Here is a 16,059-nt window from a genome sequence, read left to right on the forward strand (position 1 = left end):
TATGTTTTTCAAATGAAAGACCGGTCCGATGTCCGCCATCGCTGAGCAGCAGAAATCAAGTTCCAGCCCGCTTTTTTCCTGTGTCGACGTGTCTGTAAACGTGGACGGCAAAGAGCTTCTAAAAACGGCTCATCTTGAATTTGCTGCTTCAAAAATCACCGGCCTCATCGGACACAATGGATCTGGCAAGTCCACATTGTTGAAAGTCCTGGCCGGTCAGATGGCGGCATCTGGCCAAGTTCAATTTCAGGGTCAGGACCTTCACAAATGGGGCCGGCGGACCCTTGCCAGGTCCATTGCTTATCTACCGCAAGACCCTCCTGCAACCCGCGGCCTTCTGGTGCGCGAACTGGTGGCGCTCGGACGCTATCCCTGGCATGGCGCCTTCGGCCGGTTCAGCGCCAAGGATGCAGACAAAACCCTTGAAGCCATGGAGCTGACAGATATTGCGCCGCTTGCGGACCGCCTTGTCGATACGCTGTCTGGCGGGGAGCGCCAGCGCGCCTGGATCGCGATGATGGTGGCGCAAGATGCTGAGTGTCTTCTGCTGGACGAACCGATTTCAGCGCTCGATATCGCCCATCAGATCGAAATTCTGAATTTACTGAAGGACCTAAGCCACGACCGGGGCATCGCAGTCATCGTGGTCTTGCATGACATCAACATGGCCGCGCGTTATTGCGACCGGTTGATTGCCCTGAAAAATGGCCGATGCTCAGCTGAAGGGCCGACGGACAAACTACTGACGGCCCCAACACTCAAAGACATCTTTGGCGTCCCAATGACGGTCGCCCCCCATCCGGGCGGTCAGGGAGTATTGGCCTATGCCGATTGACCGGCGGTCCTTTCTGATCGGTGTAAGCGCGCTTTCTGTCGCTTCGTTCCCGGTATTTGCGTCAAGCGCGTCGCGGATTGTCTCGCTGGATTATGCGGCTGCCGAAACGCTGATTTCCCTCGGTCTCCCCCCGGTCGGCGTTCAATCCGCGGACCACTGGAACCGGTGGGTTGTGGAACCAGAGCTTCCCGGTTCAGTCGCCAATGTCGGTCAAGATCTTGCCGTCAATCTGGAGGTGATCGCGGCGCTCAAGCCTGACTTGATCATCACAACACCCTATACGGATATGTTGCGCGGACGCCTGGAACCAATCGCGCCAATTCACATGGTTGCAGTCTACAATCAGACCGGCACACCGCTCAAAAACGCATATGTCGAAACTGAGAACCTTGGCCGCTTGGCCGGCCTTCAAGGCGACGCGGACGCTTTTCTAACATCGGCCGATGCCGAATTTGAGGGCCTGAAAGTCCGGCTTGCAACGAAAAAACGTCCACCTGTTGCGCTGGTCAATTTCATGGATCGACGCCATGTCCGGATCTATGGCGCTAGCAGTCTTTATCAGAACGTCCTGGACCGGATCGGTCTTGAAAATGCCTGGACCCGTCCAACCAACTACTGGGGTTTTGCAACGGTCGGGCTGGAAGAGCTCGCCCGCTTCGCCCCTCAAGACATGCATCTGATCGCCTTTGAGCCGATCGTCGACGAAATCAAGCCGACGCTGGCATCAAGCCCGATCTGGCGGACGATGCCGGTGGTCCAAAACGGCAACTATCAGGTTTTCCCCGCGGTTCTGACCTTTGGCATGGTGCCGTCCGCCTTGCGCTTTGCCCGATTGATCACGGACTACTTGGAAGGGCTCCCGTCATGACTGCTGCCCTTTCCAACCGTGCACCGGTTCTCTCAATCACGCTGATTGTTGGCGCAACTCTTGTGGGCTGGCCGCATGTTGCGACTGTCCTTCTCAGTCTGATGGAGACGCCCGCCGGATATGATGTGGAGCGCATGATCGCCCTTTACTCGACACTGCCCCGCATGGTGACAGCGTTGCTGTGTGGCGCGGCGCTGTCTCTTTCCGGCGCGTTGCTTCAGATCGCCCTCAGAAACCCGCTGGCCTCACCCACCACGCTTGGCGTTTCAGCCGGTGCGCATTTGGCACTGGTCCTGGCGGGCCTGTTCGCCCCCGCACTTATTGCCTTCAGCCGCGATATCGTTGCCTTGATAGGCAGCTTGATAGCCGCGGGCCTCGTTTTCAGCCTTGTATCCCGCCGCGATATTTCTCCCGTAACACTGGTGCTCGGCGGCCTGGTGGTCAGCCTCTATTGCGGTGCGGCAGCAACGCTGCTGGTTCTGCTCAACGACCGATATCTTGCTAGTCTTTTCATTTGGGGGGCAGGATCGCTCTCCCAGCAGGATTGGTCTATCCCGATCGGACTTTTCTGGAAACTGGCCATACCAATTTGCGCCGCCGGGTTGCTTGTTCGTCCGCTGACGCTTTTAAGCGCTGGAGATGAAGCCGCCCAGTCACTCGGCGCCTCCCCTGCACGAATGCGCATGATCACCGTGCTCATCGCCGTTGCACTGGCAGCCATAGTCACCAGCTCGGTCGGAGTGATCGGCTTTATTGGATTGGCCGCACCCGTGATCGCGCGGATGAGCGGGGCCCGCACGGTTCTCAGCCAGATTGTTTGGTCGACGCTCATCGGTGCTTTTCTTTTGTTCCTGACGGACAACGCGATTCAGCTTCTTGCCGGATCGCTGGCCGATTTTGTTCCGACCGGTGCCGCAACGGCTCTTTTCGGCAGCCCGCTGCTTCTGCTGCTGTTGCGCAAAACCAAGTCACTACAAACTCCGAGTTCAAGCCCGGCTGCCGTCAAGCGAGTCTCTATTCCGTTTCCGGTGACGCTGTTGGGTTGCTCGCTCATTCCAGCCATTCTTGTGATCGCCAGCCTTCTCTTTGGCCGCGATACCTCTGGCGAATGGGAGTTCATTTATTCCAACGCCACAGCGGACCTTCTTTTGGAACTCCGGGCACCCCGTGTCTTCAGCGCAGCGGCGGCAGGCAGCTTGCTTGCGGCCGCAGGTGTTATCTTGCAAAGACTGTCGCGCAATGACATGGCAAGCCCGGAAGTTCTCGGCATCAGTTCCGGCGCTATGCTCGGACTGGCTTTTGGCCTGTTTTTCTTGGCCAGCCCGCATACCGGGCCAATGATCTTTTGCGCGGCCATCGGCGCATTTGCGATCATGGGCTTGATCCTTCTGCTCAACCGCAAAAGTGGCTTTCAGGCGGAACGCATGGTTCTCGCCGGGATCGCGTTCACCGCATTGCTCGACGCTTTGGTTGGCGCTCTGGCCGCGACGGGGGATCTACGTTCGCTTCAATTGCTGCGCTGGATGAGCGGCACCACCTACGGCGCTACTTATGACAGCGCAACAGTTCTCTTCGGCCTGGCCATTGCCTTGCCCGGCTTAGCGCTCTTATTGGTGCGCTGGATTGGTGTTCTGGAACTTGGGCCAGGGGCGGCCGGATCGCTCGGCCTACCCGTTTCCCGCGCCCGCGGGTTGCTGTTTTGCCTTGCCGGATTGATGACGGCGGCTGCAACGCTTGCTGTCGGTCCCTTGAGTTTTATTGGCCTGATGACACCGCATATCGCCCGGCATCTTGGGTTTGTCCGGCCAGCAGATCAGCTTCTTGTAGCCGCATCAGCTGGAGCCTGCCTGATGGTGACAGCCGATTGGATCGGCCGCCACGGATATTTTCCTTACGACATGCCCTCCGGCCTCATCTCGGCACTTGTCGGAACCCCCTTCCTGATGGCACTTCTCGGTCGGCACTCACCCAGGTAAGCAACTGAATTTATTGCTCTATATTCACTTCCAATTATGCAGCACCACGTATCACACCGAGAGACTATATGACCTGCAAATCGTCTGCGTATGTGACTTTGAACCAAGCTGAAGGTGTCTTCGCGCGTCTCCTCGATCATGCGCGCGAACATGACGTCGTGCTGGAGCAAACCGGACCAAAAGATTTCAAGATTGTTGTCGGCAGTGGCTTTATTGCGATCGGCACCGATGGCCTTGGACTCATTCTAAATGTTTCGGCGGAATCGGTCAGCATCCTGTATTTCTTGAAGGAAGCGGCCGCCCTGCATCTGGCAGAATATAATGCCGAAGTGGCCGAGGCTCTTCACTGGGAAGATGAGAGTACGCGACCACTCAACCTGAAAGCTCCCCCCAGTTTTCACGAACTGTCCGTTGTTTCCGTTAGCGAACCAATGGACGGTTTGATCCGCCTGCGCTTGTCCGGAACCGACGACCTTTCCGGTCTTGCAGGACCCGGCATTCATGTCAAATTGATGCTGCCAATCAATCCAGAGCGGACACCAGTTTGGCCTCAAGCCTCTAGAAATGGCCTGACAAAATGGCCAAAGGGCGCGGACGAATTACATGTCCGCTATTACACAATAAAATTCATCGATCTAACAGCCGGAGTGCTCGATATCGACATCGTCCGCCATGACGGCGGATTGATCGCAGACTGGGCCGTTGCCGCAAAACCAGGCGCGAAAATCGGACTGCTTGGTCCCGGCGGAGGCGAAACACCGGACAAGGCAAAGCGCGTCCTTCTGTGCGGTGACAAGACCGCGCTGCCCGCTTTGGCTCGCATGCTGGAAGAACTGCCGGACAATGTCGCTGGAGATGTGGTTGCAGAAGCTGCTGACCTAGATTGTTTGACGCATTATCTCCCGTCCACCCACCTAACGTTACACGTTCTCCCGGAAGACCGGTTTCGGAGCGATGTTGAACAGTATTCTGAAAGCCTGACGGTGAACAAGAAACCGGACTTCGCCTGGTTCGCAGGAGAACATCAAAACGCGCAAAGTATGCGGAGATTTTTCAAATCTGATCTTGGCCTTTCCAAGGGCCAGCAATACGCAATTACCTATTGGCGCGACGGCGGGCCGTTGGAAGCCAATTAATCTGGTCCGCTTTTTGAGTGGATGCAGAAATACCGAAGGCCTCTTGCCTGTTGAGGCGATCATTGCAAGAAAGAAGCAGGCATACGAGGGGGAGATATAGAGTGCCAGCCACGACGGCGAAATCCGTTTCTGCGCGAAAGTCCGCTCAGCAGGAACGCTCAAAGGCGAAAATCCAACTGATCCTCGACACCACGCTTGCCATGCTCAACGAGGGGCCCGCGGACAAGATAACAACTAACGAGATCGCCAAACGGGCCGGCATCAGCATTGGCTCGCTTTATCAATATTTTCCGAAAAAAGAGGCAATTTTCTACAGCCTGTTCAGTGAATGGCTGCAGGAGACGCTTGATCGGCTTGATGATGTCGGAGCGCGTTTCAGCGGGTCTGAAAATCTTGATGATCTGTCAGATGCCGTCTTTGAGTGCCTGTCCCGCGACGACAGCATCAACTCAAAAGGCCACTGGCAGCTCCTCAGGGCCATGGGCAGTACCGAAGAACTTGCCGCTTTGGAAGCAGAACATCAAAGAGAAGTCTTCCAGCGTATCGTAGGATTTCAAGAAAAGTTTGGCCGGTCCATTCCTCCCGAAAAGGCCGAAGTCCTGGCAACTCTGCAGCACCATGTGACCGTCGGATGCCTGGCCACTGCCGCCCAAATCGGCGACCACCCGGAACGCGCGGCCGCCCTCGACTGGGGCCGCAAAGCGATGCGGTTCATCTACGACATTGAGAAATTGAACGCCTGATTACGCCAAATTCGGAAGACTCTTACGGAACCTTCGGATCCGGGTTTTCCGTATGACCGTCCACGGCGATCACCTGCCCCGAAACCAGCCGGGCCCCGTCTGAAGCCAGAAACGCTGCCATTTCGGCAATGTCCTCGGGCCACACGAAAGACTTCATCGACACGCCGGAGGTGTAGCCTTCATAGATCGCGTCGCGGGTCGTACCCTTTTCGGCTGCTTCGCGCATCATGACCCCTTCCATGCGCGGCCCTTCGACTCCGCCCGGACAGATGGCGTTGGCGCGGATCCCGAACGGCCCCAGTTCCATCGCCAGGGTTTTCATGAACCCTATCACGCCCCATTTGGCGGCCGCATAAGGCGCGCGGTTCGGATAGCCGAAGATCCCGGCAGTTGAAGACGTCACGATAATCGCGCCGGAGCCGGCAGCCTTCATCAACTGCGCAGCATATTTGGCAAACAGGAACGGGCCATCGAGGTTCACGGACAGGCAACGTCGCCAGTCATCCAGTGCGATGTTTTCGACCTTTGCAGTTGGACCCGCGATGCCGGCATTGGCGCACAGCGTGTCGAGCCCGCCCCATGCGGCCTCGATCCCAGCAAAGAGCGCGCTCACGGCATCTTCATCAGTGACATCGAGACAGGCTTTTTGCCAGTTCTCTGGACAGGCCTGGAGCGCAGCCTCATCGACATCAACGACCCAGACCTGATCCCCATCTGCTGCGAATTTTTCAGCCATCGCCCGGCCGATACCGGAGGCACCAGCCGTGATCAGAACCCGTTTGCTCATATGTCGGCCACCTTAATGACCGTGGTGCCGATCTTGGTTCCCGCTTCCACAAAAGCATGGGCTTCGGCAGTCTGGTCCAGGGAAAAGGTGCGCGCGACCGGGTGCTGCAGATCGTTGTTGGTGAGCCAACCAGTGATATCAACGACACCCGCTGTCCGTGCCGCTTCCGGCAAGATGTAAACCAAAACCATGCGCAGCGTCTGACCGTCGAACATCATCGGATAAAAGGGGAGTTTAGGTTCCGGATCCGCCATGGAACCATAGGCGGCTATGGTGCCGTTTTGCGCCAACACCTTGCGGGAGGTCGCAAGATTGCCGCCGAATTCGACTTCGACGATCCGCTCAACCCCCTTGCCCGAGGTGGCTTCCAGAATGTTTTCCGCAACATCTTCGCTGCGGTAGTTCAGGACAACATCAGCGCCCATTTGCCTCGCATGGGCGGCTTTTTCCTCAGAACTCACGGTGGTGAAAACCCTGGCGCCACGCAGTTTGGCCATCTGGATTGCATAAGAACCAACGGTCCCCGCCCCACCAGTTACAAGAATATCCTGGCCGTCAATCGCACCATCGGCAAAGAGGCAGCGGTGTGCCGTCAAAGCCGGAATGCCAAGGCATGCACCGTCTTCAAAACTTGCTTCTTCAGGCAAATAAACAGCCTGTTCTTCATGCAACGCGATGAGGGTTCCATTCGACCCATGCGCCCGCTTCCAGCCAGCATTCCAGAGCCAGACCCGTTCACCGATCCGTTCTTCATTGACGCTGTCGCCCACGGCCACGATCCGACCGGCGCCATCGCTATGAGGAATAACCCGATCGAAAGCCATCGGGCCACGGACCCCAGCACGGGATTTGGCATCCGATGGATTGACCGCAGAGGTGGCAACCTCGACGAGTACCTCGCCGTGTGCCGGTTTTGGATCGACCAGCTCGCCAACGATAAAGACTTCGCCGGCCGGACCATTGGTTTCGTAATAGGCGGCTTTCATAGCTCTACCCTCAACTTATTGAATGCTTTCGGCTTCAGACTTTCGACGCCGCTGCGCGTTGCTTCAGGAGGTCCGTCAGCCAGTTCGGGTCCATTTCAGGAACCGACGACAACAACAGTTCCGTGTAAGGATCATGCGGCGGGGTAAACATGGCCGATTTCTGCCCTTGTTCGACCACCTTGCCCGATTGCATGACAACCACCTCATCAGCGATTGCCTTCACCGTCGCAAGATCGTGCGTGATGAACATATAGGCCAGGTCAAGCTCGCTTTGCAGACGGTCTAGCAATTTCAAAATGCCTTCGGCCACCAGCTGATCAAGCGCGGACGTGACTTCATCGCAAATGATGAACTTCGGATCCGCCGCAAGCGCTCTGGCAATACCAACCCGCTGTTTCTGGCCGCCGGACAGTTCTGACGGCAACCGGCCGATAAACTCATCCGGCTCCAGTTCGATCATATGTAGAAGTTCACGAACTCGGTCTTTCAGCGCCTTGCCGCGCAGGCCGAGGTAAAATTGCACAGGACGGCCAATGATCTGGCCAATGCTCTGCTTCGGATTAAGGGCCGTATCCGCCATCTGATAGATCATCTGGATCTGGCGCAATTGATCGGGCGTGCGGGCTTTGTAGCCTGCAGGCAGCGGTGCGCCATCAAACAGCACCTCACCTGCCAGCGGCTGCAAAAGACCTGTGATCACGCGGGCCGTGGTCGACTTTCCGCTGCCAGACTCTCCAACAACGGCAACGGTCCGGCGTTTATGAACGTCGAAACTGACGTCATGCAGCACTTTCAACTGCCCGTAGGCCGCTGTCACATTCTTGACCGAGACGATCGGTGTGTCTTCTTTAGCTGCTAACGGCTGCTCTTCACGTGCATGGCTGCGAACCGCCCAAAGAGATTTGGTGTAATCCGCCTTTGGCGTATCCAGCATGGTTTTTGTGTCGGCTTCCTCGACCTCATTGCCGTGTAGCAGCACCTTGATCCGGTCTGCCATCTGGGCAACCACCGCCAGGTCGTGGGTAATGTAGATCGCTGCGGTCTGGAACTGATCAACAATGTCCCGGATCGCGTCCAAAACCTCAATCTGCGTGGTCACATCAAGCGCAGTGGTTGGCTCATCGAAAATGATCAAATCGGGCCGGCAGGACATCGCCATTGCGGTCATCGCCCGCTGCAACTGCCCCCCGGACACTTGGTGCGGATAGCGGAACCCAATGTTTTCCGGATCGGGCAACTGCATTTTCCGGTATAGTTCCACCGCATCGGCCGCCGCATCACTGCGCGAAGACGTGCCGTGCTGAACCGGGGCTTCCGTATATTGATCGATCAACCGGTGTGCCGGATTGAAGCTGGCAGCAGCGGACTGCGCCACATAGGCGATGCGTTTGCCCAAGAGATCGCGCTTTGCCGATGCCGGCGCTTTGACCAAGTCAATGCCATCGAAGGTGATCGATCCGCCGGATATCCGGCAGCCGTCGCGGGTGAATCCCATAGCTGCCAAGCCGAGAGTCGATTTGCCTGCCCCGGATTCACCGATCAAGCCGAGCACTTCACCACGGTGGAGCGTCAGATCGACACCCTTGACGATTTCGCTCCATTTTTCGTCAGACCGGCCTTCAATGCGCAGTCCCTTGATCGTCAGGAGCGGTGTATTTGACGTATCAGTCATATCGGATCCTCACTCCTTCAATCCGCTGGCCCGGTGCAGCATCCAGTCAACGACGAAGTTGACCGCCACGGTCAAAAGCGCAATAGCGCCAGCCGGCAGCAACGGAGTGATGTCACCAAAAGTAATCAAAGTGGCGTTGTCACGCACCATGGATCCCCAGTCCGCAGTCGGCGGTTGAATGCCAAGGCCCAAGAAGGACAAGGCCGATATCGACAGGAACACGAAACAAAACCGGAGGCCGAATTCTGCCACCAGCGGCGCTGCCGCATTCGGCAAGATCTCACGGATGATCAGATAGCCAAGACCTTCACCACGCAGCCGGGCCGCTTCGATGTAGTCCATGACAACAATGTTCATCGCAACCGACCGGGCCAGCCGGAACACCCGGGTGGCGTCAATCATCGCGATTACCAGGATCATATTGACGATCGATGTTCCAAAAATCGTCAGCAACAGAAGCGCGAAGATCAAGGATGGGATTGCCATCAAAATGTCTACGAACCGGCTGAGCAGTTCATCGATCCAGCCGCCGAGAACCGCTGCAAGCAGCCCGAGGATGGAGCCCACGAAAAAGGCCAACAAAGAGGTGGCAAAGGCAATGCCCACCGTGTTGCGCGCGCCGTAAACCAGGCGTGTGAACATATCCCGGCCAATGTTGTCTGTGCCAAGCCAGTGAGCGCTGTCCCAGGGGAGAAACTGTGCGCCAACGACTTCCGTCTCACCGAACGGTGCAATCAACGGTGCGAACACGGCGACCACAAAATAGATCACGATAACCAGCAGGCCAAAACTTGCCGATAGCGGCATAGTCCGGGCAAGTTTTGCGAAGGATCCAGTTCCAGCCGTGATCAGCACAGTGCGGAACACATAGGCACTCGCGGCGGCAAGGCCCAATGCTGCCGCGCAATAGATCAGGGTCATCCAAAGTGGAGTTGAAGATGCCATGCCCGCCTCCTAACGCGAATGAATGAGGCGCGGGTTGGACAAGGTCGCCAGGACATCCGCAGTCAGATTGAGAAGGACATAAGCGCAAGCGAAAATCAGGGCCGCGGCCTGAACAACGGTGAAGTCGCGTTTGGCGACCGAATCCACCATCAGCTGACCAAGGCCCGGATACACAAACACAACCTCGACGACCACAACCCCGGTGATGAGGTAGGCCAAATTGAGGGCGATGACGTTGATAATCGGTGCCAAAGCATTCGGCAAAGCGTGTTTGACGATGATCCGTGCCGGACTAATCCCTTTCAATCGGGCCATCTCGATATAGGGCGATGCCAGTAGGTTGATGATCGCGGCCCGGGTCATACGCATCATGTGTGCAGTCACCACCAAGGTGAGCGTCAGGGCCGGAAGGAATGTCCGGTAGAGTTGTTCACCGAAGGACGTGCCCGGTTTGAGCGTTGCAAGCGATGGGAACATCCCGCTTTGCGCCAGAAGAACAATCAGAATGTAGGCGACAAAAAACTCCGGGAATGAGATCGAGCTCAACGTGACCAGGTTCACTGTCCGGTCAAACAAAGAGTTTCTGTAAAGAGCTGCCAAAATACCTAGGCCGACGGCAAGCGGGATTGAAATTGCCGCTGCATAAAGAGCAAGAAATAGTGTATTGCCAAGGCGACCTGAGATCAGGTCTGCGATTGGCCGGCCATTGGCAAGAGAGTTTCCAAAGTCTCCCTGAAGCACACCGCCTAACCAGCTCAGGTACCGTTGATAGGCCGGGAGGTCCAAACCGAGTTCCCGGCGGAAAGCTGCAACGGTTTCCGGGGTTGCCGATTGTCCGAGGATTTCCTGGGCAATGTCGCCCGGTAACATCTCGACCGCCGCAAAGATCAACAGCGAAATTGCAAACAGGGTCAAAAGGCCAAGCCCAAGGCGCTTGGCAATCATAAGCCAGATTTTACCCACTAAATCTCCCCCAGAGATGGCGCGCGGAAACGCCGGATGTGCCGGTCACATCTTGTTACCGCAAGGCCCGGTGTATTCCGGGCCTTGCAGCAGCGTTTTTAGGCGAACCACCATCTCTCGACAGCGCGGAAACCGTCAAGCGTCCAGTTGGCGCCAACTTTCTCGGGAGTTGCGATGGCCGTCGAATGGGCCATGACATAACTTGCGAACATCGGGATAACCGTGCCGCCTTCGTTGCTGACAATGTTCTGCATCTCGAAGTACATTTCGCGACGCTTTTCTTCGTCAAGCTCGGAACGGGCTTCGACCAGCAGCTTGTTGAACCGCTCATTTTCCCAGTAAGTGTCGTTCCACGGCACACCTGAGGCATATGCGGTAGCAAACATCCAGTCTTCAGTCGGGCGTCCGCCCCAGTAAACCGCGCAGAACGGCTTTTTCATCCAGACGTTTGACCAGTAGCCATCGTTCGGCTCACGCACGATTTCGATGTTGATGCCAGCTGCCTTGGCAGATTCTGAGTAAAGCACACCGGCATCGACAGAACCGGTGAAGGCCGCGTCAGATGCTGACAAGGCAACGTCCAGGCTGTCGAGACCGGCCTGCTTCAGATAATGCTTCGCCTTATCAGGATCGTAAGTGTGCTGCTCGAGTTCTGCTGCGAAGAACCGGTTGGAACGTCCAATCGGATGATCGTTGCCGACTTCACCGAAGCCGTTCAGAACCTTGTTGACCAGTTCCTGGCGGTCGATGGCGTATTTCAACGCCTGACGCACGTTGTTGTCATTGAACGGCGCAGCACGCGTATCCATGGCAAAGGTGTAATGCTGCGTTCCTGTGGTGGTCAGGAGTTTCAGATTTGGCGAACGGCTCAGCATGTGCGCTGTGTTCACATCGACCCGGTCGATTACGTCGGCTTCGCCTGTCACCAAAGCGTTCAAGCGCGCTGCGGAGTCCAGGATTGCGAGAATTTCAACGCCATCGAAATGGGCCCGATCCGACTTCCAATAGTTCGGATTGCGTTTCAGTGTCGCCTGAACGCCCGGCTCATAGGATTCCACAACATAAGCACCACACCCGTCATTGCTGGCCGGGTCGATAGCACCATTAGCTGCCGGCATAACTGGCAGGTGATAATCCGACAGGATGAACGGGAAATCGGAGTTGCCGTTTTCCAACGTCACGACAACCGTGGACGGTCCATCAGACTTGATGTCGGTGATTGGTGCCACGATCGGCTTTGCTGCCGATTTACTGTCTTCACCCCGGTGATGGTTCAATGACGCGATCACGTCTTCAGCTGAAACGGTTTTGCCTGAATGGAACGTAACGCCGTCACGCAGCTTCAGTGTCCAAACCTTGGCGTCCGGGCTTGCTTCCCAGCTTTCAGCGACTTCGCCAACCAGGGATCCATCGGCAGCGATTTCAGTCAGGTAACCGTGACGAGCCGTTGCAAAAACCTGGACGTATGCGTTGTCCCAGGTAGCCGGATCATAGCTGTCGGACGTGTTGCCATGACCCATTGCAAGACGCAATGTGCCGCCTTTTTTCGGCTCGGCGTGCGCACCGCGCGCGCCCATAGCAGACAGTGCTGCCGCACCTCCAAGTGCGGTTGCCCCTTGCAGAATGGTTCTGCGGGAAATTCCCTTGGAAGCAGTTTTTGTTAGATCTTTTATCATTCGATCCTCCTCCGGATATTTTCTGTGCTTGAACTTCGTGACCCACTATATCGCAGATCTTCCCTCTGATTTTTTGTTTTCTGCGCCACCGGAAATTGTTTCGCATGCAAACGATACAAACACCGATATCACACCCACCCGCGACCGCTATCTTTATTTTGATTGATTAGTCAGTCAACGTCTTTCATTGTTAAGGTGCAGTCTGCAGCGCCCCGCTCAAATACGGCGCGCAGTCGTCATGAACCGACATTTTCCCCTTGTCATTTCCTTAAAAGCGTAGTGCTGTTCCGAGAATGGACTGTGCGCAAATGGAATAAGAATATGCCGATCTGGTCGAATCCGGCTCAAAAAACGCGGAAGTTAAATGTTCTGCTGTTCGACAAGTTCTCTAACAATTGCCTGGCCAACGCCATTGAACCCTTTCGAGCCGCCAATGCGATCAGCGGCCAGAGCCTCTATCAATGGAAGTATGTGACACTGGACGGGGCACCCATTCAGTCCTCGAGCGGGCTTCGCATTATACCTGACGGCGCCTTGAGCCACGCAGAGCCCGGATACGCTGTCGTGGTTTTGTGCAGCTATGACTTCGTCTTGCACAGCACGCCAGCGAGCTTTGCAGCGCTGAGGGCCGCTGCAACCCGGCACGACGTGATGATCGCGATGGATGCCGGCAGTTGGCTGTTGGCAAGTGCAGGTCTACTTGATGGCCGCAAGGCCACCATTCATTGGGAAGAGCATACCCATTTCGCGGAAACCTTTCCTGACGTGACGACGTTTCGGGATCGTTATGTCATCGACGGCAACCGGATTACCTGCACCGGCGCCATGGCTGCATACGATCTTTCCTCACACTTGGTTGCTGAACATCATGGGGAAGCGCTGCGCCTGGAAGTCGGGCTGATGCTGATGCACGATGGCTCCTCATCCCAGCTTGCGTTTCCATTGCCTCAAGCGCGCAGCGATGCGGTCAAACGCACCATCAAGGTCATGCTGGAAAACCAGGAAACGCCGCTGCCGATTTCCAAGCTCGCGTCAAAAACCGGCCTGTCGCAGCGCCGTTTGCAAGATCTGTTTTCCCAAGAGTTTGGAACAACACCGTCCGTTGTCTACCGGCGCATTCGCTTGGCAACAGCCAGGCATTTGGCCACTGATGGCTCGCTGACAATCGGGGAAATCGCCTGCCGGTGCGGCTATGCCAACGTCAGTGCAATGATCCGGGCATTTGTGGCTGAATTCGGCATCCCGCCTGGAAAACTTCGCCGAGAGGGTCATCCGGACAACCGGTCGGACCGGGGCGTTGCGTCAAACTCGAGCCTGTAGGCACGTGTCATTGCACTGGCGTTTTGATAACCGCAGCGGATTGCGATTTCGGCAATGGTCAGGTCTGTGTAGCGGATGAGCCGCCGCGCCTCCCGCAGACGGATGGCCTTGTAGATAGCCTTTGGTGTCATGCCAAATTCAGCATTGAACCGGTTTTCCAACAAACGCTGATCGACCTTCAGGCGTCCGGCCACGCTAGGGATGGTCAAGGGGTTTTCAATGTTCCGCCGCATCAAGGCGGTCGCTTCGCGCATCAGCCGATCGGCAGTCCGTTCTTGAAACAGTTCTGACCTTTCACCGGAGCTGCCATGCATGAACAATGTGGCCACTTCCAGAGAAAACAGCGGACTGTGATCCTTCTTGATAATTTCCAACATCAGTTCGAACGTGGTCGAAGCGCCGCCACAGGTCGCAACCGTGTCTTCCAGGACATAGCGGTCCTCAACAACATCAATTTCCGGAAAGGCTTCGGCAAAGCCCGAAAGCTCATCCCAGTGGATGGTTGCTTGTCTGTTATCTATCAAACCGGCCGCAGCCAGCATCCAGCCGCCCGTGTCGAGGCCCCCGAGCAATTTGAACCGCTTTCGTGCCGCGCGTAAAATTTGGTGCAGTTTTGGGGTCGAATACGACTTGAAGCCGTAACTTGGCATAACAAACAGGTAGTCACCGCCTGGCTGCGCGTCGGCCCAACTGAGCGTTTCAACAGGCAATCCGCTTGAAGACACCACTGTACCACCTGCCACACTGACATGTTGCCAGGAATAAAGCCGTTTCCGGGCGATGGTGTTGGCTGCGCGGAATGGTTCGATGGCGTTTGCTAGGCAGTGGTTGGAAAAGTTCTCGAACAGCAGGACGCAGATCGACCGGATCTGTTGCGACGACTGCGGATCAGATTTTTTCAAAAACTGCACAACATCCCACCAAAACTGCACAGAACGAAATTCGAATTCTTCACACTCTCTTGTCAGCAAATCAAGAGGGGCGACGGCGATGCATTTTGGCCTGACCGAAGAACAAGAGATGATCGTCTCCACAGTGCGATCATTCGTAGAGAACGAAATCTACCCGCACGAAGAGATGGTTGAGAAAACCGGTCAGGTGCCGCATGAGCTTGGCGAGAAACTTAAGCAGAAGTGCATCGACCTTGGATTTTATGCCTGTAACTTCCCCGAAAGCGTCGGCGGCGCTGGACTGAGCCATCTGGATTTCACGCTTGTGGAGCGCGAACTTGGCCGCGGTTCGATGGCTCTCAACCACTTCTTCGGCCGGCCGCAGAACATCCTGATGGCCTGTAAAGAAGAGCAGATCGAAAAATACCTTCTGCCAGCCGTCCGGGGTGAGAAAATGGATGCCTTGGCCATGACTGAGCCCGATGCCGGTTCCGATGTCCGCGGCATGAAATGCCAGGCCGTGCGTGATGGCGGTGATTGGGTGATCAGCGGCTCCAAGCACTTCATTTCCGGCGCTGAACACGCCGATTTCTTCATTGTCTTTGTGGCGACCGGTGTGGATGACACGCCTAAGGGGCCGAAAAAACGGATCACCTGTTTCCTGGTAGACCGGGGCACACCCGGATTTGAAGTTCGTGACGGCTACAATTCCGTGAGCCACAAGGGCTACAAAAACTACATTCTTTATTTCGATCAATGCCGCTTGCCCGATGCTCAAGTGCTTGGTGAAGTCGACGGCGGGTTTGAAGTCATGAACGAGTGGCTGTACGCAACCCGCCTGACTGTTGCTGCCATGAGCGTTGGCCGCGCGCGGCGCTGCTTTGACTATGCCGTCAACTATGCCGCTGAGCGGAAGCAGTTCGGCCAGTCCATCGCCAAGTTCCAGGGGGTGAGTTTCCAGGTGGCCGACATGATCACCGAGATCGATGCCGCCGATTGGCTGACGCTTGCAGGTGCCTGGCGGTTGGATCAAAACCTGCCGGCCAACCGTGAAATCGCCAGCGCCAAAGTCTATGCAACAGAAATGTTGGCCCGGGTGACAGACACCACGCTGCAGATCTTTGGCGGCATGGGTTTGATGGACGATTTCCCGATCGAACGGTTCTGGCGCGATGCCCGCGTGGAACGGATCTGGGACGGCACCAGCGAAATCCAACGCCACATCATCAGCCGCGATATCTTCCGGCCGTTGGGGGCTTAAA

General features: G+C 56.3%; 14 protein-coding genes. 7 read left to right on the top strand and 7 right to left on the bottom strand.

Going from position 1 to position 16,059, the window contains the following annotated elements; all coding sequences use genetic code 11:
* The first annotated feature begins 28 nt into the window (after window positions 1–28).
* The 5 genes from FJ695_RS03340 (at window position 29) to FJ695_RS03360 (ending at window position 5,558) form a co-directional block, all read left to right on the top strand.
* Entirely contained in the window at window positions 29–835 is an 807-nt protein-coding gene (locus FJ695_RS03340; protein WP_141184120.1) for an ABC transporter ATP-binding protein, read from the top strand.
* Window positions 825–1,703 (top strand): ABC transporter substrate-binding protein, encoded by an 879-nt coding sequence (locus tag FJ695_RS03345; RefSeq protein ID WP_141184121.1) that lies wholly within the window; start codon window positions 825–827, stop codon window positions 1,701–1,703. Before FJ695_RS03340 ends, FJ695_RS03345 begins: the two co-directional genes overlap by 11 nt.
* Window positions 1,700–3,679, top strand: a complete 1,980-nt coding sequence (gene fhuB / locus FJ695_RS03350) for a Fe(3+)-hydroxamate ABC transporter permease FhuB (RefSeq protein ID WP_141184122.1) — start codon at window positions 1,700–1,702, stop codon at window positions 3,677–3,679. The genes FJ695_RS03345 and fhuB overlap by 4 nt, the downstream gene beginning before the upstream one ends.
* 68 nt (window positions 3,680–3,747) lie before the next feature.
* On the top strand, window positions 3,748–4,815 hold the full coding sequence (locus FJ695_RS03355; RefSeq protein ID WP_141184123.1) for a siderophore-interacting protein: 1,068 nt from the start codon (window positions 3,748–3,750) through the stop codon (window positions 4,813–4,815).
* 101 nt (window positions 4,816–4,916) lie between these two features.
* The gene (locus FJ695_RS03360; protein WP_141184124.1) at window positions 4,917–5,558 is read left to right on the top strand and encodes a TetR/AcrR family transcriptional regulator; all 642 of its coding nucleotides are present in this window, start codon (window positions 4,917–4,919) and stop codon (window positions 5,556–5,558) included.
* 22 nt (window positions 5,559–5,580) lie between these two features.
* Here FJ695_RS03360 and FJ695_RS03365 read toward each other — a convergent pair whose 3' ends face one another.
* The 6 genes from FJ695_RS03365 to FJ695_RS03390 all read right to left on the bottom strand — a co-directional run bounded on the left by FJ695_RS03365 (window position 5,581) and on the right by FJ695_RS03390 (window position 12,587).
* Window positions 5,581–6,345: an SDR family oxidoreductase gene (locus FJ695_RS03365; protein WP_141184125.1), complete on the bottom strand. Its 765-nt coding sequence runs from the start codon at window positions 6,343–6,345 to the stop codon at window positions 5,581–5,583.
* Window positions 6,342–7,331 carry an NADPH:quinone reductase gene (locus FJ695_RS03370; RefSeq protein WP_141184126.1) on the bottom strand — a complete coding sequence of 330 codons (990 nt, stop codon included), beginning with the start codon at window positions 7,329–7,331 and terminating at the stop codon, window positions 6,342–6,344. Before FJ695_RS03370 ends, FJ695_RS03365 begins: the two co-directional genes overlap by 4 nt.
* A gap of 34 nt (window positions 7,332–7,365) precedes the next feature.
* Window positions 7,366–9,003 carry an ABC transporter ATP-binding protein gene (locus FJ695_RS03375; RefSeq protein WP_141184127.1) on the bottom strand — a complete coding sequence of 546 codons (1,638 nt, stop codon included), beginning with the start codon at window positions 9,001–9,003 and terminating at the stop codon, window positions 7,366–7,368.
* Window positions 9,004–9,012: 9 nt separating this feature from the next.
* A complete protein-coding gene (locus FJ695_RS03380; protein WP_209011063.1) occupies window positions 9,013–9,810 on the bottom strand; it encodes an ABC transporter permease in 798 nt (265 codons plus the stop codon).
* 147 nt (window positions 9,811–9,957) lie between these two features.
* Window positions 9,958–10,911: an ABC transporter permease gene (locus tag FJ695_RS03385; protein WP_247653784.1), complete on the bottom strand. Its 954-nt coding sequence runs from the start codon at window positions 10,909–10,911 to the stop codon at window positions 9,958–9,960.
* A gap of 98 nt (window positions 10,912–11,009) precedes the next feature.
* Complete coding sequence (locus FJ695_RS03390) at window positions 11,010–12,587, bottom strand: ABC transporter substrate-binding protein (protein WP_141184128.1); 1,578 nt, start codon at window positions 12,585–12,587, stop codon at window positions 11,010–11,012.
* Window positions 12,588–12,908: 321 nt separating this feature from the next.
* On the opposite strand from FJ695_RS03390, the gene FJ695_RS03395 reads away from it, so the two are divergent.
* Window positions 12,909–13,907, top strand: coding sequence for a GlxA family transcriptional regulator (locus FJ695_RS03395; protein ID WP_141184129.1), 999 nt, complete (start codon window positions 12,909–12,911; stop codon window positions 13,905–13,907).
* Here the strand turns inward: FJ695_RS03395 and FJ695_RS03400 are convergent.
* Entirely contained in the window at window positions 13,856–14,818 is a 963-nt protein-coding gene (locus FJ695_RS03400) for a GlxA family transcriptional regulator (protein WP_141184130.1), read from the bottom strand. The two genes, FJ695_RS03395 and FJ695_RS03400, sit on opposite strands and share 52 nt — an antisense overlap.
* A gap of 79 nt (window positions 14,819–14,897) precedes the next feature.
* On the opposite strand from FJ695_RS03400, the gene FJ695_RS03405 reads away from it, so the two are divergent.
* The gene (locus FJ695_RS03405) at window positions 14,898–16,058 is read left to right on the top strand and encodes an acyl-CoA dehydrogenase family protein (RefSeq protein WP_141184131.1); all 1,161 of its coding nucleotides are present in this window, start codon (window positions 14,898–14,900) and stop codon (window positions 16,056–16,058) included.
* The last annotated feature ends 1 nt before the right edge of the window (window position 16,059 follow it).

The organism is Labrenzia sp. PHM005, assembly GCF_006517275.1.
Taxonomy (GTDB): domain Bacteria; phylum Pseudomonadota; class Alphaproteobacteria; order Rhizobiales; family Stappiaceae; genus Roseibium.

Bases quoted from the DNA above. Each gene is read 5' to 3' on its own strand.
- FJ695_RS03395 (WP_141184129.1), top strand. From the start codon at position 12,909: ATGCCGATCTGGTCGAATCCGGCTCAAAAAACGCGGAAGTTAAATGTT.
- FJ695_RS03345 (WP_141184121.1), top strand. From the start codon at position 825: ATGCCGATTGACCGGCGGTCCTTTCTGATCGGTGTAAGCGCGCTTTCT.
- FJ695_RS03370 (WP_141184126.1), bottom strand. From the start codon at position 7,331: ATGAAAGCCGCCTATTACGAAACCAATGGTCCGGCCGGCGAAGTCTTT.
- FJ695_RS03355 (WP_141184123.1), top strand. From the start codon at position 3,748: ATGACCTGCAAATCGTCTGCGTATGTGACTTTGAACCAAGCTGAAGGT.
- FJ695_RS03365 (WP_141184125.1), bottom strand. From the start codon at position 6,345: ATGAGCAAACGGGTTCTGATCACGGCTGGTGCCTCCGGTATCGGCCGG.
- fhuB (WP_141184122.1), top strand. From the start codon at position 1,700: ATGACTGCTGCCCTTTCCAACCGTGCACCGGTTCTCTCAATCACGCTG.
- FJ695_RS03340 (WP_141184120.1), top strand. From the start codon at position 29: ATGTCCGCCATCGCTGAGCAGCAGAAATCAAGTTCCAGCCCGCTTTTT.
- FJ695_RS03380 (WP_209011063.1), bottom strand. From the start codon at position 9,810: ATGCCGCTATCGGCAAGTTTTGGCCTGCTGGTTATCGTGATCTATTTT.
- FJ695_RS03405 (WP_141184131.1), top strand. From the start codon at position 14,898: ATGCATTTTGGCCTGACCGAAGAACAAGAGATGATCGTCTCCACAGTG.
- FJ695_RS03390 (WP_141184128.1), bottom strand. From the start codon at position 12,587: ATGATAAAAGATCTAACAAAAACTGCTTCCAAGGGAATTTCCCGCAGA.
- FJ695_RS03375 (WP_141184127.1), bottom strand. From the start codon at position 9,003: ATGACTGATACGTCAAATACACCGCTCCTGACGATCAAGGGACTGCGC.